Source organism: Citrobacter sp. RHBSTW-00599 (genome assembly GCF_013784065.1).
Taxonomy (GTDB): domain Bacteria; phylum Pseudomonadota; class Gammaproteobacteria; order Enterobacterales; family Enterobacteriaceae; genus Citrobacter; species Citrobacter braakii.
Genome location: NZ_CP056717.1, coordinates 1,974,765 through 1,991,925 on the forward strand (window position 1 = coordinate 1,974,765; position 17,161 = coordinate 1,991,925).

The 17,161-nt window shown below is 53.4% G+C and carries 21 protein-coding genes; all 21 read right to left on the reverse strand.

Annotated features, from left to right (window positions below; genetic code table 11):
* Positions 1 to 5 precede the first annotated feature (5 nt).
* Positions 6 to 872 carry an L-threonine kinase gene (locus HV243_RS09420; RefSeq protein WP_046275680.1) on the reverse strand — a complete coding sequence of 289 codons (867 nt, stop codon included), beginning with the start codon at positions 870 to 872 and terminating at the stop codon, positions 6 to 8.
* Positions 873 to 964: 92 nt separating this feature from the next.
* Positions 965 to 2,179 (reverse strand): acetate/propionate family kinase, encoded by a 1,215-nt coding sequence (locus tag HV243_RS09425; RefSeq protein ID WP_029139585.1) that lies wholly within the window; start codon positions 2,177 to 2,179, stop codon positions 965 to 967.
* Positions 2,164 to 2,616 carry a propanediol utilization protein PduV gene (pduV, locus tag HV243_RS09430; protein ID WP_049270742.1) on the reverse strand — a complete coding sequence of 151 codons (453 nt, stop codon included), beginning with the start codon at positions 2,614 to 2,616 and terminating at the stop codon, positions 2,164 to 2,166. Before pduV ends, HV243_RS09425 begins: the two co-directional genes overlap by 16 nt.
* A 4-nt stretch (positions 2,617 to 2,620) precedes the next feature.
* Positions 2,621 to 2,971 (reverse strand): propanediol utilization microcompartment protein PduU, encoded by a 351-nt coding sequence (gene pduU, locus HV243_RS09435; RefSeq protein WP_016156881.1) that lies wholly within the window; start codon positions 2,969 to 2,971, stop codon positions 2,621 to 2,623.
* Positions 2,971 to 3,525, reverse strand: coding sequence for a propanediol utilization microcompartment protein PduT (gene pduT / locus HV243_RS09440; RefSeq protein WP_003030201.1), 555 nt, complete (start codon positions 3,523 to 3,525; stop codon positions 2,971 to 2,973). Before pduT ends, pduU begins: the two co-directional genes overlap by 1 nt.
* A 2-nt stretch (positions 3,526 to 3,527) precedes the next feature.
* Positions 3,528 to 4,883: a cobalamin reductase PduS gene (gene pduS / locus HV243_RS09445; RefSeq protein WP_053389618.1), complete on the reverse strand. Its 1,356-nt coding sequence runs from the start codon at positions 4,881 to 4,883 to the stop codon at positions 3,528 to 3,530.
* Positions 4,880 to 5,992, reverse strand: coding sequence for a 1-propanol dehydrogenase PduQ (locus HV243_RS09450; protein WP_053389619.1), 1,113 nt, complete (start codon positions 5,990 to 5,992; stop codon positions 4,880 to 4,882). The genes pduS and HV243_RS09450 overlap by 4 nt, the downstream gene beginning before the upstream one ends.
* Before the next feature lie 10 nt (positions 5,993 to 6,002).
* The gene (gene pduP / locus HV243_RS09455) at positions 6,003 to 7,388 is read right to left on the reverse strand and encodes a CoA-acylating propionaldehyde dehydrogenase PduP (RefSeq protein ID WP_047357934.1); all 1,386 of its coding nucleotides are present in this window, start codon (positions 7,386 to 7,388) and stop codon (positions 6,003 to 6,005) included.
* The gene (gene pduO / locus HV243_RS09460; protein ID WP_053389620.1) at positions 7,385 to 8,392 is read right to left on the reverse strand and encodes a two-domain cob(I)yrinic acid a,c-diamide adenosyltransferase PduO; all 1,008 of its coding nucleotides are present in this window, start codon (positions 8,390 to 8,392) and stop codon (positions 7,385 to 7,387) included. Before pduO ends, pduP begins: the two co-directional genes overlap by 4 nt.
* An 8-nt stretch (positions 8,393 to 8,400) precedes the next feature.
* A complete protein-coding gene (locus HV243_RS09465) occupies positions 8,401 to 8,676 on the reverse strand; it encodes a EutN/CcmL family microcompartment protein (RefSeq protein ID WP_003030211.1) in 276 nt (91 codons plus the stop codon).
* Between the two features lie 3 nt (positions 8,677 to 8,679).
* A complete protein-coding gene (gene pduM / locus HV243_RS09470) occupies positions 8,680 to 9,171 on the reverse strand; it encodes a microcompartment protein PduM (protein ID WP_049040282.1) in 492 nt (163 codons plus the stop codon).
* Positions 9,168 to 9,800 carry a phosphate propanoyltransferase gene (locus tag HV243_RS09475; protein ID WP_053389621.1) on the reverse strand — a complete coding sequence of 211 codons (633 nt, stop codon included), beginning with the start codon at positions 9,798 to 9,800 and terminating at the stop codon, positions 9,168 to 9,170. Before HV243_RS09475 ends, pduM begins: the two co-directional genes overlap by 4 nt.
* Positions 9,800 to 10,276 carry a BMC domain-containing protein gene (locus tag HV243_RS09480; protein ID WP_053389622.1) on the reverse strand — a complete coding sequence of 159 codons (477 nt, stop codon included), beginning with the start codon at positions 10,274 to 10,276 and terminating at the stop codon, positions 9,800 to 9,802. Before HV243_RS09480 ends, HV243_RS09475 begins: the two co-directional genes overlap by 1 nt.
* A gap of 24 nt (positions 10,277 to 10,300) precedes the next feature.
* A complete protein-coding gene (gene pduJ / locus HV243_RS09485; RefSeq protein ID WP_181603984.1) occupies positions 10,301 to 10,576 on the reverse strand; it encodes a propanediol utilization microcompartment protein PduJ in 276 nt (91 codons plus the stop codon).
* Between the two features lie 19 nt (positions 10,577 to 10,595).
* Positions 10,596 to 10,946 (reverse strand): glycerol dehydratase reactivase beta/small subunit family protein, encoded by a 351-nt coding sequence (locus HV243_RS09490; protein ID WP_053389623.1) that lies wholly within the window; start codon positions 10,944 to 10,946, stop codon positions 10,596 to 10,598.
* Complete coding sequence (locus HV243_RS09495) at positions 10,936 to 12,768, reverse strand: diol dehydratase reactivase subunit alpha (RefSeq protein WP_019077098.1); 1,833 nt, start codon at positions 12,766 to 12,768, stop codon at positions 10,936 to 10,938. Before HV243_RS09495 ends, HV243_RS09490 begins: the two co-directional genes overlap by 11 nt.
* 15 nt (positions 12,769 to 12,783) lie before the next feature.
* Complete coding sequence (pduE, locus tag HV243_RS09500) at positions 12,784 to 13,302, reverse strand: propanediol dehydratase small subunit PduE (protein ID WP_016153529.1); 519 nt, start codon at positions 13,300 to 13,302, stop codon at positions 12,784 to 12,786.
* A gap of 14 nt (positions 13,303 to 13,316) precedes the next feature.
* Entirely contained in the window at positions 13,317 to 13,991 is a 675-nt protein-coding gene (gene pduD / locus HV243_RS09505; RefSeq protein ID WP_003844241.1) for a propanediol dehydratase medium subunit PduD, read from the reverse strand.
* A 10-nt stretch (positions 13,992 to 14,001) separates the two neighbouring features.
* On the reverse strand, positions 14,002 to 15,666 hold the full coding sequence (gene pduC, locus HV243_RS09510; protein ID WP_003030249.1) for a propanediol dehydratase large subunit PduC: 1,665 nt from the start codon (positions 15,664 to 15,666) through the stop codon (positions 14,002 to 14,004).
* An 18-nt stretch (positions 15,667 to 15,684) separates the two neighbouring features.
* The gene (gene pduB / locus HV243_RS09515) at positions 15,685 to 16,497 is read right to left on the reverse strand and encodes a propanediol utilization microcompartment protein PduB (protein WP_016153528.1); all 813 of its coding nucleotides are present in this window, start codon (positions 16,495 to 16,497) and stop codon (positions 15,685 to 15,687) included.
* Positions 16,497 to 16,778, reverse strand: a complete 282-nt coding sequence (gene pduA, locus HV243_RS09520) for a propanediol utilization microcompartment protein PduA (RefSeq protein ID WP_003030255.1) — start codon at positions 16,776 to 16,778, stop codon at positions 16,497 to 16,499. Before pduA ends, pduB begins: the two co-directional genes overlap by 1 nt.
* Positions 16,779 to 17,161 lie beyond the last annotated feature (383 nt).

Consider the following 17,161-nt stretch of genomic DNA (forward strand, 5'->3'; position numbering starts at 1 on the left):
GACCCTTATTGCAGTTCGACCCCGCCCGTTACCATGCGTAACAAATGCTGTTCTGGCCAGTGAATCGTAAGTTTTTTCTGCGTCAGCATCCATTTAATGTAATCCACATCATGACGATTTCTGTCCAGCATCAGTCCGACTACGCTGCCGCTGTGCGCGACGTTGACGCCGTATAAATCACATTCTTCCACCAGTGCTAATAGTGAATCAAAATCCGGCTTTGGTAACAGCAATTGGCTGGCGATTGCGCTAAGCGTAGCCGCTTCTCCCAACCGGTAAGGATTTTGACTAATACAGGCTTCCTGTACTTTTTCCCATGCCCGTTGGAGGGCCGCAGCTCCCGCCTGCAAGCCGGAATGACGTGGAATACGGTGATAATCCGCGGTACGCAATGTTTCAGGGCTTTCGAGAACCAGCAGATCGAGTTGAGGCTGAGCTTCACAACCAATTTGCGTGGAAGCGTTGTTATGATCGAAAAGGGTTAGCTTACGAAAAACGGTGCTGTCGGTTGGCTCCAGAGAAACGCAAAGCTGTGCCAGTGTTGGCTCGTCCAGTTGATGACCCAGATAATGCGCTGCGGCGATGGCCGTGGCGGCAATATCCGCAGTGCTGCTGGCCATTCCTTTCGCGATGGGAATGGTTGACTGAACATCTATCCGGATATCCTGACTGAGATGCGCCGGGTACTGCCAGTGCTGTAATAACCTGTCAACCATTGCCCGAGAAAGTGGACGTTCATCTGTCAGCGGTGAGCCTGAAGTGACCTCAACGGTGCTATACCATTCGACCGGGCAGGAGACCAGTTTCTCACTGCCCAGAATCCAGCCCTGGATAAGTTCTCCGCACGATGCGGGACATTGCGCAACAGCCACGTCTTCACCTTTGTGTTCAGCAATCCTCGGCGCATAGTGTCATGGCGATCGCGCTATTACCATGATTTGCCGCAATTTGCGGTGCGGCAATATCAGGCGGGAATGCCCAATGTCACAGTTTCTGATATCGCTAAACGCATAACGTCCTGGGCTATCATCAGCTCTTCATTGGTATTAATCACCGCCACTTTAACCACCGCATTTTCCGTTTGAATAAAGGTGGCGTTACGCTGATTTTTTTCTTCATCAACGGCCAGACCTAAGAAATTCAGGTTGTGGCAAATCGCGGCGCGAGCACGCGCTGAATTTTCACCAATTCCCCCGGTAAACACCAGCGCATCCAGACCGCCCATCTGCATAATATAGCTGCCAATAGTGGCGCGAATCCGCTCGGCAAAAAGCGTCAACGCCAGTGCTGCCTGGTGATTGCCCGTATCTGCGGCATGTTCAACGTCCCGGTAGTCGGGTGAAACACCAGAAACTCCGAGTAATCCGGACTCATTGTTGAGCAATTGGTTGAGCTGCTGCGGGGTTTTGCCTTCACGCAGGGCAATCCACGGCAGAATGGATGGATCAATATCGCCACTTCGCGTGCCCATCATTACGCCAGACTGCGGCGTAAAACCCATGGAGGTATTCACCGAGTGTCCGCCTTTGATAGCGCAGATGCTGCTGCCGTTGCCCAGATGACAACAAACAACCCGCAGGGCGCTGAGCGGCACGCCCAGCTTTTCAGCAAGCTGAGCGCTGACATACTTGTGGCTGGTACCATGAAAACCATAACGACGAATACCGAGTTCTGAGTAGTAGCGCCAGGGCAGGGGATAGATGAAAGAAGGCTCATCAAGGGTCTGATGAAAAGCCGTGTCAAAAACCGCAACGGCTGGCGTTTTCGGCATTAGCTGGCGAAATATCGCAATCCCCAAGGCATTAACCGGGTTATGAAGCGGTGCCAGTTCCGCAAGGCGTTCGATTTCCGCCAGTGTTTCATCAGTTACCCGCGCGGAATCTTTGAAGGATTCTCCACCGTGTGCGACGCGATGGCCAACGCCGTCGATCTCTTCCAGACTGCTGATAATATTGTGGCTGAGCAGTTTTTCCAGTAGCAGCGTTACTGCTTCACGGTGATCGGCTACGGGCAAAGTCTCCTGCCATTTTTGCGCTGGTGCTTTTAGGGTGACCTGCGCATCAGACATACCGATACGCTCGATCAGTCCCTGGCAAATCATTTCACCCTGCGGCATCGCCAGGAGCTGAAACTTAAGCGAGGAACTACCTGCATTAATGGCCATTATTTTGTGAGACATGAAGGTTCCTTTGCATTCAGAAAAATGAACATCTCATCGACCCCGGTATTCTCCAGTGCGCTGGTGACAAATACTTTTTGCGCGCCAGCCTGAACTAACCAACTCTCTACGAGAGAAATACGCTGCGGGCTGGCTAAATCGGCTTTGGTGACGAGGCCGATAACGGGTCGGTTCATCGGGCCAGTAAAACCTGGAGAAAAAGGTGACCACGGCGCGTCAGCATTGAGAACCAGCGCGATGATGTCTGCTTCACAGGCGCTGGCCAGCAGCGCGCTGTACAGGCAGCGGTTTTCGAGATATTCACCCGGTGTGTCTATCGTTGTGGGAGACCAGACAATGGCCTGGGTCTTCTGATAGTGAAGCGCCTCTCCCCGCATGCACTGCGTGAGTGACGTTTTACCGCACTGGCTGGGGCCAATTAGCATTATGCGTTTCATGAGATTATGTCCGGGTGATGGGACAGGCGGTAAAACGCATCATTTCGCCCAGCGTCCGGGTTACCTGTTTCAGCGCGTACTCAACGGCGGAAACATCGCCCGTCAGTACCACAGCGCCGGTAAAACGGTCGAGAAAACCAATCTCTACCGCCCCGGATTTCGTGGCGATATCACAGGCGATGATTGAGGCTTCGCTGGGGGTAATCGTCAGAATACCGATTGCAGAAACCGACTCTGGTAATCCCAGTTTCTTGAACAAATCTTTACCCGGATTAGCGATAAGATGCGCCAGCGTAACCTGCTTGCCAGGAACATATTCCTGAATCATACGATCCGTGGTGGGTTGTCTTTCCATTATCCCTCCACCATCTGTCGCCACATGCTTTCATGCGGACGAGGGATGACTGAACGGTAAACCAACAGACCTTTTTCACCTGCACTTTCACTGGCAACTGTCACTGCGTTATTCACATCAGACACATCGCCAGCGACAACCATGTAGCACTTGCCGCCAATACCAAATGCCATATGGACGCGTACCAGCGTGACATTGGAGGCTTTAACCGCACGGTCGGCGGCGCAGATGCAGGCCGCAACGCTCCATGTTTCAACAATGCCAACGGCCTGACGCTTATCCACGCTGTTTAGTCCGCTGATCGCAGGAAGTACGCTGGCGTGAATGTTGGGTAGTACCAGACTATCAACGAGCATATCGCCAGCAAGAGAAGTTCCGGTGGCGATCGCCTGTTGTACTGCGCCTACGTCACCACCGAGCATGAGCAGAAATTTACCCGGGCAGATGGTCTTGCTGACAAGTAAATTCACATTCGCGCTTTTTAACATGGCATCGCCCGCTTCCATTCCTTTGGCAATGCTGGTGAGTTCTAAAATCCCTATAGCCTGAGACATGATTAACCTCTTATTACCGTGATGGATTGCTCAGTAATTTCGCTGACAATACCGTCAATACTGGCGTGGACAGGTGCGCCTAATGCACCGGACGGCACATCGGCAACGCATTGACCGCGAACAACGTGTTCGCCCTGCTGTACACATGGGATGGCGCTGGCACCAATATGCTGGCGTAGCAACAGCGTCGTTTTATCCGTGGGATAATCAGTCTCAGTCAGTGGCGCATCGTGATACCAGTCGCTAAGGCCCAGTTTGGTAATAAGGCGCTTCACCGGAATAAGCCGATACTTCGCCATTTCATCCTCAGGATTTAACGGCCCTTCATAACGATGGTTGAGCGCCCGTAGCTCGCGTTTAAGCATGCGGTTAATTCGCATCGGTGAAATCCCAACCGGACAGGCTACGCTTTCACATACATTGCATTCTGAACAGGTCAGGGCCGTGAGCAGTAACTGCGGTGTGGCCGCCTGCTGATAATTAACCGCGCGAACCAGCAGGTGCGGCGATAATTCATGGCCGATCAAATGCCTTGGGCACAAATCCGTACACAAACGACACTGCTCGCAAACGGTTTTTGCGACGGAAAGCACGGTGCGTTCATCCTGCATCCGCCGCTGAATCAACGCATGAGACTTTGGTAAAACCAACAGTCCCCCGGTGGTCTTGCTGACTGGGGTATCCAGTGAGGTAATCAGGCCGCCCATCATCGGACCACCGTTAATAAAACCGGGATCGTCAACGGTAGCACCACCGGCCAGTGCCAGAACCTCACGTAAAGACATTCCGATAGGGACGGTAAGAGTGATTGGTCTGGCGACCGCGCCGTTAACGGTCAGGGTACGGCGCGTAACCGGATATTGCTGCTCAACGGCTCTGGCGATGTTGAGTACAGTCTGGACGTTATTGACCACCACGCCGACGCTGACCGGCAGCGCGGCAGGCGGAACTCTCCGGCCCGTTGCCATCCAGATGGTCAAAACCTCGTCACCAGCCGGGTAGACATCAGGCAAAATATGTAAGCGGATCCCGGCAGGCAGAAGGGGCGTTAGCGCATTGATAGCCTTTTGATATTTCTCTTTGAGCGCAATAATACCGGCCCTGGCCCGGGTAGCCGTCATGGCATATTGAACGCCACGGATAAGTCGCTCAGCCTGAACGGCCATCAATTGCTGGTCAACTTTCAGCATCGGTTCACATTCTGCCGCATTGACCAGAAACGTATCGACCTGCGCCTGTAATTTTACGTGAGCAGGAAAGCCTGCGCCTCCGGCCCCGACAACACCCGCTGCGCGAACGCGTTCGCGAATTGTCTGCGCATCATAAAGCGTGGACTCTGCCGTCATGGCTGTCTTCATAATAATTCCTCAAGCAGTTCCTGCATGGCGCTGGCGTCGGCAACACGAGGATTGGTTTGCAGCGTGACATCAGCCAGCGCGGCCTGAACCATCGACGGTATACGTTGTGACCAGGCTTGCTTTCCGTCTTTAAGCGCGTCAGCAAAAGAAGGTAACGCACACTGTTTTTTGAGTAGCTCTATATGACGAATTAGCGCATTCAGTGCCGCCGTATCGTTCGCGTTATCCGGGCATAGGTGGCAGGCTTTAGCGAAACGGGCATAGCGCTTCGCAGCCCGCGGATCGCGGGCATTAAAATGAATGACATGGGTCAGCAGCAGCGCATTGGCAAGTCCGTGGGGCAGATGAAACTGGCCGCCCAACTGATGGGCAATCGCATGATTGATACCCAGACCAGCCTGACTGAATGCCATTCCCGCGAGCGTTGACGCGTTGTGCATTTTTCCTCTGGTTGCCAGGCAGTCGCCTTTGCTGACGGCGACAGGCAGGTACTGGAAGACAATTTGTGCCGCTTTTTCAGCCAGCGCATCGGTGAAGTCGCTGGCTTTCGTGGACACGTAAGCCTCCAGCGCATGCGTTAATACGTCCATGCCGGTATTCGCTGTTATGGCTGGTGGAACGCTGACGACCAGCGTCGGATCAAGGATGGCCATGTCCGGATAAAGCGCATTATTAAATAATGGATACTTAATGCCTTTATCCGGATCGCTAATCACGCAGGCGCTGGTCACCTCCGATCCCGTGCCGCTGGTGGTGGGAATTGCAACGCAGGTTTCAATCTCAATACCGAACTGTCGGCTGAACCAGACGATGGCTTTTGCGGCGTCCAGTGCAGAGCCACCGCCAAAACCAATTACGACGTCCGGTCGTAGGGACTGCATTTGCGCAATCCCTTGTACTACCGTGTTAATGGTGGGATCGGGGGTGATATCGCTGAAAATGCTGATGCGGTTATCCGCTGGCAGCGCGTCGCGCAGCTTTTCAATCAGGGGAGAACGCGCGAGAAAACCATCGCAGATAATCCAGATATGCTTATTCGTGAAGCGCTTAAGCACATCCAGGCTTCCCTGGCCGCTGTACAATCGAGTTTGCAGTGAAAAGCTTTTCATAACGGCCCCATTAGCGAATAGAAAAACCGTTTGTCAGCACGCAACGACGAGAGCGTGCGAAAGTGCGCGCAGATGTCGTTCCTTCGCCGGTCGGCGTTGCGATGGTGAAGGTGGTAAAGCCTTCACCACCAACGCCAATCCCAGCATAAGAGGGGCCATTTTTCACAAAAATGGAGGTCTGAAGCGTGCGCGCGGCAAGGTTCAGACGTGACACATTTTGCGAATGCATAATGGCGGTGTGATGCAATCCCTCTTCAACCTTCAGGGCCAACGTTAACGCGCTGTCAAAATCGCTCACCGTTACGATGGGGAGCATTGGCATCAGTTGCTCGCTGGTAACCCATGGGTCGTCAGCCTTGACGATACCTATCAGTAATCGAGGTGCTTTTGCCGGAACCGGTATTCCCGCGGCTTCCAGTAAGGTTGCCGGGCTTTTCCCTACCAGTTGTTTATTGGCTATTCCTTCTGGTAGACAAACTGCGCGCAGTTTGTCTACCTCTTCGCTATTGAGTCGCATCGCGCCAAAAGACTGCATTTGTTGAACCAGTCGTTCGGCAACGGCATCAACAACAATCAGGCTCTTCTCAGCAATGCAGGGGAGGTTGTAATCAAAGGATGCGCCATTGATGATATCTTCCGCCGCCTTAACCAGGTCGGCTGTTTCATCAACAATGCAGGGGGGATTGCCTGCGCCTGCGCCAATGACTTTTTTCCCGCTTTTCATGCCCATAGCAACAATGCCTGGACCACCGGTAATCGCCAGAACTGCGATTTTAGGGTGCGCCATCATCTGCTGGGTAGCCTCAAAAGTGGGTTCTGTGACCGTGACGACAAGATTCCGAATCCCGCAGCAGCGAAAAGCAATATCTTCAATCATGGTAATCAGCTTCAGTGAGACCGCTTTTGCACCTGGATGTGGGCTAAAATAAACGCTATTTCCCGCAGCCAGCATACTGATGCTGTTGTTAATAATGGTTTCCGTCGGGTTGGTGCTGGGGGCGACGGAACCAATCACGCCAAAGGGTGAATACTCGAATAACACCATGCCGCCGTCACCGGTAAGCGCCGTAGTGGTGAGATCTTCGATACCCGGGGTATTATCCAACGCAGCTTTATTTTTAAGGAACTTATCCTCTTTGTTGCCCATTCCCGTTTCGGCAGCGCTTTCAGCAGCCAATGAAGCAAGGTGAGGCGTCAGCTCTTCTCGCAGGGCGTTAATGATGGCGCTGCGGGTTTTCAATGGACATTGCTGATAACGCAGAAAAGCCTGATGAGCGGCATCGATCGCTTCGCTAACGGACGGAAAAATTCCATTACCCTTAACTTCTGCTTTGGCCGGGGCAAGTTGCTCACTCAAAATGTTACGAATAAGGGTTTCAAGTTCTGAAGTGTTCATTGATGTGTTCTCACGTTAATTGCCGCAATGGCCGTTTCTGCAATGTCCATATCCTGCTCAACGCTTCCCCCGCTGATGCCAAGACCCCCAAGGAGTAACCCCTCACGCCATAATGCGTACCCGCCACCGAAGGTGACGACTTTTCCCTGCATATGGCTTTCCAGACCGTAAAGCGCGGCGCCTGGCTGCACTGCTGATGTCAGCTCATGCGTGGCGGTTTTCATTGCCACGGCGGTCCAGGCTTTTTTCGGTGCCAGTTCGCTACTGACGAGTAATGCGTCAGGCATGCGCCAGGTCACCGTTTGGGTCCCATTCGCATCAACAATGCTGATGACGACCGGAACCTGAAGTTCTTCTGCTCTCGTTACCGCAGCGCGAGTGAGTTGGTGGAGTTCCTGAAAAGACAGAGACATAGCCGGCTCCCTGGTGGCTGATGTACGGATGGCTGCGAGATAACGCTCCGCCACTTTCTGAATAATGTTGTTTTGATGGGCGTCATGATCTTCTGCTCGTGCAAGCGCATATAAGCAGTCGGAGAGGCGATTGATATAACGCATCAGCACGTGTCTGACGGAAATCTCGGTGGAGAGTTCGACCAGTCGCCTCTCTGCGCGGCGGGCCAGCGTGCGGGCAAAGTGCAGACGGCTGGCGGCTTCGCTGCGGCCAGGTAAAATAAAGCTGCGTAGGGGGGGCACTCTCCGCATCGCGGTATCGATGGCGGCTTCCAGCGCGGCAATTTCTTCTGAGCTGATGTAGCGCTGCTCTGGCGCTGGCTGTTCGCTTTCGCTTGCCAGCTCGGCGCTGAACCAAAAAAGCTGCAGTTGAATGTTTTCGAGTAACTGGCGGTGCTGCGGGTTTTTCGCTGCGCAAACACACAGGCTAAGCGCCGCATTAAGTTCGTCCAGCGTACCGTAAGCCTCGACGCGCGGGTGCGTTTTGCTCACGCGTTGCCCGGTAAAGAGGGCCGTTGTGCCGGCATCGCCAGTGCGGGTATAAATCGCCATAGTTCCTCCTAACGAGAAAGCGTGTCGACAATGCCGACGATAGCCAGATCGATGGCCTCATTAGGGCCGGAAAAAACGTGTCTGGCGCTGGAGCCACTGCTGAGTAATACCAGTTCTCCAGTTCCAGCGCCGACAGAATCAACCGCGACTTCATCTCCACTCACAGGGGACGCGGGAAGTTCTCCGTCCGCACTCACCCGACGTACCAGCAACAGTTTCTTCCCCACCAGTGATGGGGATTTTTGCGTGGAAACCACAACGCCTGTAACCCGTGCCAGATGCATAGCTCACTCCTGCTTAATTAATTGGACATTTCGCGTACCGACGGCGTCCTGAGCCAGAGCCGTCACGACACATCGACGACGTAGCACCAGAACGCCCCCCTTCAGTTGGGCGACGTCGGCATAGCTGAGAAGTTTGTCAGGATGCAAAACGATGATTCGCCCCAGCTCGTCACTGAACTCCAGAGGCAGACGCGCGAGTTTTCTAACGGGGATTGCGGGTAACAATCGGTGTTGTAGTGAAATTTTCACGCGGACTCCGCATGCCAGCGCTTCGTGGATCGTTACCACCGACATGTTGTCCGCGCAGCCCTCGGCAATTTGCTCCAGCAATGGCAGGTCCGCCTGCAGGAGGTGGAGCGACGAGTACTGGCAGCACAATGTCCGTGGTTCGATTTCTCGTAACTGCGCGACGCTAAGCGAGAGCGTGCTTTCCGCGCGTTTTTTTAATCGGGAAACAACCTCCTCGATAATGCGTTGCAGCAGTTCGTTGTTCATCGTGGGCTCACCAGTGTGGCAAATGCCTGCGGATTATCTGCGCCCGCAGCATTGGCTTCGTCGGTATCGATATGCATCTCAAGGCGCATATCCGGCGAAACGCGTACGGCGACGTTATCGAAAATCAGTCGACGTTCATCGCCATTAATGGCAACAGAGACTTTATCGCCATGGGAAACGCGCAGGATTAGGGCATCGAGCGGCGACATATGGATATGGCGTTGGGCGACGATTACCCCGGATGCTAAGTCCAGTTCAGCAAATGGACTGATAAGGCGAACGCCTGGCGTGCCCTCGATACTGCCTGACATCCGGAGTGGAGCAGCAATTCCCAACGTACGAGCGTCGGTACGAGAAATTTCGACCTGACTGGTGTTACGCAGTGGGCCGAGTAAGCGCACATTTTTTAACTGACCTTTTGGTCCCACCAGCGTGACGGTCTGGTCTGCTGCATATTGTCCGGGCTGCAGCAGCTCTTTTTTCTCACTAATAGGGTGATTGGGAAACAAGCGGTCGTAATCTTCAGCGCATAGATGGATATGACGATTAGAGATCCCTAGCGGAATAGGGCGCTCACGCATTTCATCCAGAACTTTGGTGACCGTTGTCTCCAGTTGCTGTTTATCCATCACGCTTCACCTCGTTTGCCTGAGTGCAGACAAAGAGAGCGCGGCTCGCCCTTTTGACGGGGGCAGGCAGGGTCAAGACACAGATTGCAGCTAATCAACTCTGCATCTTGTGGCGCTTCGGGCGCTGCATGGTCCTCAGGGATCTCTTCATGTGGTACGACCGGTGTCGGGGCGGGCGCTGGCTCAGACTCAGACTCAGACTCCGGGGTGATGCTATGTGACAGAATGCCATCCCCTGGTCTGGATATGACTTTGTGAGCCACCAGTCCATCTCGCTGGTCAGCGAAACTGACACCGGTGGAAATGGCCGCCTGGACGGAGGCCACATCCCCGATTATCTTGATCACCATCCAGCCTGAACCGTTGGTTTTTTCGAGGCCCACCAGCGTGATGGAGGCGGCTTTCGCCATGACGTCCGCGCAACTGATGGCTAATGCCAGACCACTAACTTCAAGTAATCCCAGTGATTGCTTCACGCTGTGCTCCTTGGTTGCAACGACTTATGCGGATTTAGGTAAAATGGCTTCAACGTCGCTGTGCGGACGCGGGATAACGTGGCAGGATTTCACCTCGCCAACGGCGCTTGCTGCAGCGCAGCCTGCATCTACGGCAGCTTTCACTGCGCCGACATCGCCGCGAACCATAACGGTGATAAGGCCTGAGCCGATTTTTTCGTAACCAACCAACTGCACGTTTGCGGATTTCACCATGGCATCAGCGGCTTCAATAGCGCCGACAAGCCCTTTTGTTTCAACCAGTCCCAGTGCGTTATTCATACTGCTTTTCTCCTGTGGGTTATGAGTGGCATTCCCGAAACGGAATGCCTTTAACCAGCCGCGCAGCGTTATTACCAATGCTGCGTCGGGCATGGTTATCTTGTTGATACGTCAGCGTAAATAGTGGCGCTGATGTGGGTAAGTTTTTATAGTGCACGACCAGTTTTTCGCGACTGCAGCCAATGCCAACCAGCAGTGGCGATTGGCAAGCCGCCAGCCATGCGTTGTGGATAACGTCAGTTGACGGGCTCTCCTGAATCACAAAGGGGATCCCTTCTTCTTCAATACCCAGCAGCACATCACTCCAGACGTCAGTGCAGTCAGCAGTGGCGAAGATAACGATGGCTGGCGTGGTGAGATTACTTTCCATGAGCGAATGCCTTGTACCAGGAGAGAATCAGCCCTGTCGCGACCGCGTTGCGCGGACCTTCGGTGCCTCGAATGTTGCCGCGCCCGGCAACCAGGCGATAGTGTGCCAGCGCATCGGTGACCAGTTGCGGAACTTCAAAGTCCAGGGATGAGCCGCCAACCAGCACCACAAAGGGAATATCCCGAATGTTCCCGGTCGGACTCACCTGACGTAGCGCTCTGAGTGCGTTGGTGACGAAAACGCGTTCCTTAGCGCTGCGGCGAATGGCCCGGACTTTCTCCAGCGCCAGTTCGCCTGGCAGTGGCACCAGTTCATCGGGTTTTACTACGCATACGCGGGCAAAAACCGTTGGTGGGAGAGGTGTAGGGAAGAACTGGACGCTGCCATCTTCGTGGCGAAGATGGAACAAGCTCTCGACTTTAGCCAGCGGGTACTTTTTGATCTCTTCAGCGAGATAACGGTCTTCCAGCCCCAGTTCACGGGCAATAATCATCGTGACCATATCGCCCGCACCCGCCAGGTGCGTGGCAATAATTTCGCCTTTCGGGTTGATGATGGAGGCATCGGTCGATCCTGCTCCGAGGTCCAGAATAGCCAGTGGCCGCGTCGTGCCGGGGGTGGTTAAGGCCCCCAGAATGGCAGCTTCGGCTTCGGCGCCGCCAACCTGGACGTCAATGTTGAGCTTTTGCGTGATTTCCTGAGCAATCATCGCCATTTGCAGGCGGTCTGATTTCACCATGGAAGCAATGCCGACAGCTTGTTCCAGCGAGAACTCACCGGCTAGCCCGCCGGTCACGCTGACGGGAACCGAGGTATCGACTGCCAGCAGGTCCTGAATAAAAATTTCGTGGCTGGGTTTGTTAGTTAATTCAGCCATTGTCTGGCGCACATGCTCCAGCATGCCGCCAATATTGGTCCCAGCCTCTCCGGTGACGTTATCCAGTTTCGGGCATTCACCAACCGCTTTCATAATCGCTTCAGCGCCAGCTGCAACGTCGACCCGTACGGTACGACCCTGCGACTGTAGCTCCAGATTTCCGGCAGGAATGGCTCGTGCTTTCACATCACCTGATGGCGTTTTCACGACCACGGCAGAACGGTTGCCGATCAGCGCCCGCGCCATCGGGACAATGTTTTTAGTCTCGTCGGCGTTGAGGCCAAAGACGGTCGCAATCCCGTAAGGGTTAGAAAGCGTTTCAATGACTTTTCCTGGAATTGCGACCTCAATGGCAGCCAGCATCCCTAACGGGATGCGGTCGATATGAAGGACTTCATCGACGATAGGCAGGGGGTGAGTCAGACGATTACTGACCAATACGCCATCGTCCTGCTGCAAAATAACGCCAGTTAACTGGTATCCGGCGCGGACGGAGGCATTAATCATCGTGGCGACATCGGCGAAATCAAAGGCCGATGACACCACCAGAATATAGGGCGTATCCGCCGGACGGCTGAGCAGGTCTTCCGGCGTAATAGTGACGCCAACGCCTAATCCGACGCCGCCCGGCGTTTTAGGGTTATGGCCGATCATGGTGGATTCAGTGATGATGGTTTCGGTTATCGTTTCCATCGCGACGTCACCAATGACCGGGGTGGCTTCATTGATACGGATGAGCGAAATATCGCTGACATTGATACCGGCGTTTTTTGCTGCCAGCGAAAGTGCCTCCTGAATACCAAACACATTACGTAATGTGCCTTTAATTCCGGTGGTTTCTGCCAGCGCGCTGCCGGTGATGCTCAGTGCGCCAGACTCATCGAGGGTAGCCAGAGCGACTTCCGTTGATGAGTTGCCTATGTCAATGCCAGCTATATATCGCATGATCCTGTCCCTGAGTTAGTCGTCGCCTTTGAGTTTTTTACGCTCAACGTACAGCGCTGCCGCTTCACGAACGAAAGCTGCACAGATCTTTGCCTGATAACGATTTTCGAGATCGTCGGCGATGGCCATCAGCTCGTCTTTCGTTGAGCGGTATGGGCGCAGCGCGTTGTAGATCTCAAGAATGCGATCGTCAGGTACAGCGGTTAGCTCAGCTGCACGCTCGAAGTTCATCGCCAGTCTGTCACGTCCGGCATCTTTGGCGATTTCCGCCTGAAGGCGCAGCGTTTCAGGGGTGATGCGCATGTCCTGCGCCGTCACTTTGTTGCTCAGAACATTTTCGAGCGTGAAGTCATCCAGAGTTTTGTTGGTTGCGGTTTTTACCCACTCAGGATGTTTATTCGCGAGAGGGTAATCCGTGACTTTCGCGGTATGTGCTGATGAACTCGCCGCGACCGGCGTCGCGGACTCGCCTTGCAGGCTGTTCATCCGGCTTAGCACATCCCGAACCATCGATTCAATTGCGTCGGTATTCATGGAGTTATCCTTTATCAAAGCGCCACGCGCAGTTCCTGCGGGTTTTTGCCCGTCACGACGTATTTGGTCTCTTTAATGTGCAGAATGGCCGATTTCGCCTGGTACTTAGGACGAGCCATCTGGTCATTCAGAGTAGGGACCGGTTGCGGAGATTCACGCTTGGCATAACGCGCGGCGTTTTTACCGATCTGACGATAGGTTTCCAGCGTCAGAAGTGGTGCCTGAGGGAACAGCTCCAGGTTAGAAAGCGGCGGTAACCCCTGCTGGTGGATTACCGTGGTGCCTTTTGACTGGATGCCGATAGAGATCCCGGAACCGCTCAGACGGTTACCTTCCACGGCGACAAATGCCACATCGGAGGATTTAAAGCAGCGGATAACGCGCGCTTTAATGCCTTCTTCTTCAATACCCGCAATCACTTCGCGCAAGATGTTCTTATGCGGGATCCCTACGATATTGACGGTTTGCGACAGTCCAAACGCGGGACCTACGGCAATAATCACTTCGTCCTGCTGCTGGCCTTGTTTGGCTTCGCCAATCTCGGTCAGAAAGCTGTCGCCCTGCGCCGCTGCAGCCTGTGGCGCGCTAGCCGCTGTCGATGCGCGGAATGAGACGGGTTTGTCGCTGGTTTGCATTTCAGACAGTACGTCTTCAATTATCTGGCGCAGCAGCTTTTCATTGATTTCCATTTTTCACCCCTTAGCCAAGTTCGTTGGGATCAAGTGCGCCAGGGATGTTTTTGATCTCTTCCCAGCGTTCGCCTTGTAGGCGATAACCTGTTGCCGGACCGGCATAGTCATTGACGTCATTTACTGCGGATAGCACCTGTCCGTCGCCAACGATAATGGCGGAGGTATGCAGATAATCCCCGGTTAACTTGGCTTTCTGGATGTTGAGCATGTCCTGAGCGACATCGGTAAACCCGCCCTGAGCAAGGGCTTTCACCACTTCCAGACCGTTACGGTTTTTATTGATGATCTCTTGCGCAAACTTAATGTCTTCAACGATGTTTCGCTCCGGCATATCTTTCGAACCGTGGGCGTAAGTCGCCGCTTCCACTTCTTCATCAGTGATTGGCGGTAATCCCATCCCGGCAAAGACGGCCTGCAGTGCGCGCGCCGCTTTATTACGAATGGCGATAACGTCTTCTTCACGAACCGGACGCAGACCCCCATCTACCTTGAGGTCTCGCTGGAGGACGTTGTAGTCGTCAAAATCTTCGGCATCCTCGTTCGAACCCGCAAACATGTTGTCGTAGTTCGGCACAGCGGAATAACCGGAAGAGATGAAGTCAGTACCCGGCAGGAACTGCATCAGCAGGCGGGCAGTACGACGCATATCCGAGTGGGTAAAGGTTTGGTCGTTGCTGGAGGCACACTCCAGATCCAGGGAGGAACAGATCAGGTTTTCAGCTAACACCGCACGAATGCCTGACGGCACAGCGGAAGGCACGCCGATGCAGCTTACTGAGCCATTTTGTAAACCCTGTACGCCAGCGGCTTTGGTGATGTAAATACAGCGGGCTTCGAGGTAAAGCATCGATTTACCTTCGGCGTAACCCATCTGAACTTCTGAGCCAGAACCGGAGGTAAAGCGCATTTTCAGACCGCGTGAGGCGTAGGAAGAGGCGAGGAAACCTTTCGACCATGGCGTGTCATCGCCGTCGGTAAAGACGGGTTCAGTACCATAGACAGAGATGGTTTCCGCGTAACAGGTGTGGCCTAACATACCGAGTTTAAGTTCGGTCGCCTCTTCCAGCGAGCACTGGGTTAATACGCCAGGGCGCCCAACCTGTGAGCCGACTAACAGCGCAATGGCGTTAAAGGGTGCATAACGCGCAACGGCAACCGTCGTTTCCTGTTCGTCAAATCCGCGCCAGGCGCCTTCAGCCGCATCAGCGGCAATCTGCACCGGATTATCTTTAACGTTAGTGACGTGCGCCTGCTGAGACGGTGTACGACGAGCACGCATTTTCTGCATGGCCATCATCATCTCAACGACGTTCATATGGGACACCACTTCGACAATTTTTGCCGGGGTCATTGCGGTGGTCAGCGGCACAATGTCTTTGCGCTTCACGTTAGGGTCGCAAAGCATATTGGCAAGTTTTACTGAGTCCATCGCCATGACTTCTTCAGCGCGCGCCAGGTTAATGCCATAGCGGGCAATGAAATGGTCAATTAAGTCAAATTCACTGGCGGATTTGCCGTCCAGTTCTGTGACTGTACCGTTGACAATTTTAATCGACGGTTTAGGGTCGTTCGGGCTTTCCATCGCAATGAAGCCTTCTTCGATCCACTCCTTAACGAAGCCATCCTGATTCACAGGGCGCTTCGCCAGTGCTTCAAATCTTTTCGATCTCATGAATCAGCCTCACTGATATCAGATGTAGGACGGACGATCGTTTTTCGGTTCTGAGCCGAGGGTCCCGAGTACGGTTTTACCGATTTCGCGGGCGGAGATAACGGCCTGACGCACAGCGCCGGAATCGCCTGAAATGACCAGAATGGCTTCGTTACTGAAGCTGGTGCCATGGGCAGGGGAGCTGTAGGCCACAACTTCGACGTTGGCGGATTTCAGCGCAGTATCAGCCATCAGGACACCAACGGATGCCGGGGCGCCGACGATCACGCCACAGGCACGGCCAATCGGTGCACCAAAGGCTTTTTCCAGCGCGTAGCTGGCGCGTGCGGTGTATTGCATCTCGATGTGACCGGCTTCGTTGGCATACACATCGCCAAAGGTGCGATCCAGTTCTTTCAGCGCAACCTCAATTCCGCGTTTCACGTCGGAAACATCGTTGCCGCCGAGAATAATCAGCGAACCGTGACCCGCGCCGCCTTTGGTATCACGTGGCAACTCAATACTGACGACTTCAGTATTGGTGGCTTTTACCGCTTCATCTGCGGCCATGATGTGCGGGCCTGCACCAGTACGCGCGCCAAGGATGCCAATGGAGCGATACCGTTTTTCAAGTTTCATTGCGTCCAGTAGGGCGCTGTCCACGTTGGCGATTACCAGACCGACGGTGTCGCCAATCGCAGTACCGACAAACTCCGTTAAACTGCAGCTTTTCTCTGCCATAGCCGTTTCTCGTGTTGGAGGATTATTTTCAGGGATAGCCTGCTGTTCCGGCGTTGCCACGCGAGCAATCACCTGCGCCATGATCTGATCAACCAGCTCATTGCTGCTCATTAGCTAATTCCCTTCGGTAAGATTTTTTCTACATCGGTGTGAGGGCGCGGGATGACGTGTACGGCTTTCACTTCTCCCACATTACGTGCTGCGGCGGCACCTGCATCTGTTGCTGCTTTGACTGCGCCAACATCGCCGCGGACAATGACTGTTACCAGCCCCGAACCAATTTTTTCGTAGCCGACCAGCATTACATTGGCTGACTTCACCATTGCATCTGCGGCCTCTATGGCTGCAGTCAAGCCTTTGGTTTCTACCATTCCTAACGCTTCTTGTTGCATAAAGACCTCGCCTGGGTTGTCCCGATGTTCATGACTATAAAAAGAAGCGAGGAAAAAGAATGGCTGACTTGAAATTGAGAGTGAAAAAATAATAGAGGTAAGGTGATATAAAATTGCTATTAATTATTTTAAATTGTTGTTTTTAATGGGTATATTAAATTTCATTAATATGATTATTTAGTTATGTTAGTTCCACATTTACACTTTTTCTGGTGACATTATAAATATAATTTGCTATGCGAAAAAAATGAAATTGTGATGGTGGTTTGAAAACGGATTTCTGCTAATAGCAATATTTTATTGTTTTGAAAATGTCCGTGTAATACGCGTAATCCCGATTGTCTCTAATGTTTTAATAAAGTGCGTAGCAAGAATTTGCTATT

Excerpts from the sequence above, each read along its gene's own strand:
- HV243_RS09425 (WP_029139585.1), bottom strand. The coding sequence starts at position 2,179 with ATGTCTCACAAAATAATGGCCATTAATGCAGGTAGTTCCTCGCTTAAG.
- pduV (WP_049270742.1), bottom strand. The coding sequence starts at position 2,616 with ATGAAACGCATAATGCTAATTGGCCCCAGCCAGTGCGGTAAAACGTCA.
- pduU (WP_016156881.1), bottom strand. The coding sequence starts at position 2,971 with ATGGAAAGACAACCCACCACGGATCGTATGATTCAGGAATATGTTCCT.
- pduT (WP_003030201.1), bottom strand. The coding sequence starts at position 3,525 with ATGTCTCAGGCTATAGGGATTTTAGAACTCACCAGCATTGCCAAAGGA.
- pduS (WP_053389618.1), bottom strand. The coding sequence starts at position 4,883 with ATGAAGACAGCCATGACGGCAGAGTCCACGCTTTATGATGCGCAGACA.
- HV243_RS09450 (WP_053389619.1), bottom strand. The coding sequence starts at position 5,992 with ATGAAAAGCTTTTCACTGCAAACTCGATTGTACAGCGGCCAGGGAAGC.
- pduP (WP_047357934.1), bottom strand. The coding sequence starts at position 7,388 with ATGAACACTTCAGAACTTGAAACCCTTATTCGTAACATTTTGAGTGAG.
- pduO (WP_053389620.1), bottom strand. The coding sequence starts at position 8,392 with ATGGCGATTTATACCCGCACTGGCGATGCCGGCACAACGGCCCTCTTT.
- HV243_RS09465 (WP_003030211.1), bottom strand. The coding sequence starts at position 8,676 with ATGCATCTGGCACGGGTTACAGGCGTTGTGGTTTCCACGCAAAAATCC.
- pduM (WP_049040282.1), bottom strand. The coding sequence starts at position 9,171 with ATGAACAACGAACTGCTGCAACGCATTATCGAGGAGGTTGTTTCCCGA.
- HV243_RS09475 (WP_053389621.1), bottom strand. The coding sequence starts at position 9,800 with ATGGATAAACAGCAACTGGAGACAACGGTCACCAAAGTTCTGGATGAA.
- pduJ (WP_181603984.1), bottom strand. The coding sequence starts at position 10,576 with ATGAATAACGCACTGGGACTGGTTGAAACAAAAGGGCTTGTCGGCGCT.
- HV243_RS09490 (WP_053389623.1), bottom strand. The coding sequence starts at position 10,946 with ATGGAAAGTAATCTCACCACGCCAGCCATCGTTATCTTCGCCACTGCT.
- HV243_RS09495 (WP_019077098.1), bottom strand. The coding sequence starts at position 12,768 with ATGCGATATATAGCTGGCATTGACATAGGCAACTCATCAACGGAAGTC.
- pduE (WP_016153529.1), bottom strand. The coding sequence starts at position 13,302 with ATGAATACCGACGCAATTGAATCGATGGTTCGGGATGTGCTAAGCCGG.
- pduD (WP_003844241.1), bottom strand. The coding sequence starts at position 13,991 with ATGGAAATCAATGAAAAGCTGCTGCGCCAGATAATTGAAGACGTACTG.
- pduC (WP_003030249.1), bottom strand. The coding sequence starts at position 15,666 with ATGAGATCGAAAAGATTTGAAGCACTGGCGAAGCGCCCTGTGAATCAG.
- pduB (WP_016153528.1), bottom strand. The coding sequence starts at position 16,497 with ATGAGCAGCAATGAGCTGGTTGATCAGATCATGGCGCAGGTGATTGCT.
- pduA (WP_003030255.1), bottom strand. The coding sequence starts at position 16,778 with ATGCAACAAGAAGCGTTAGGAATGGTAGAAACCAAAGGCTTGACTGCA.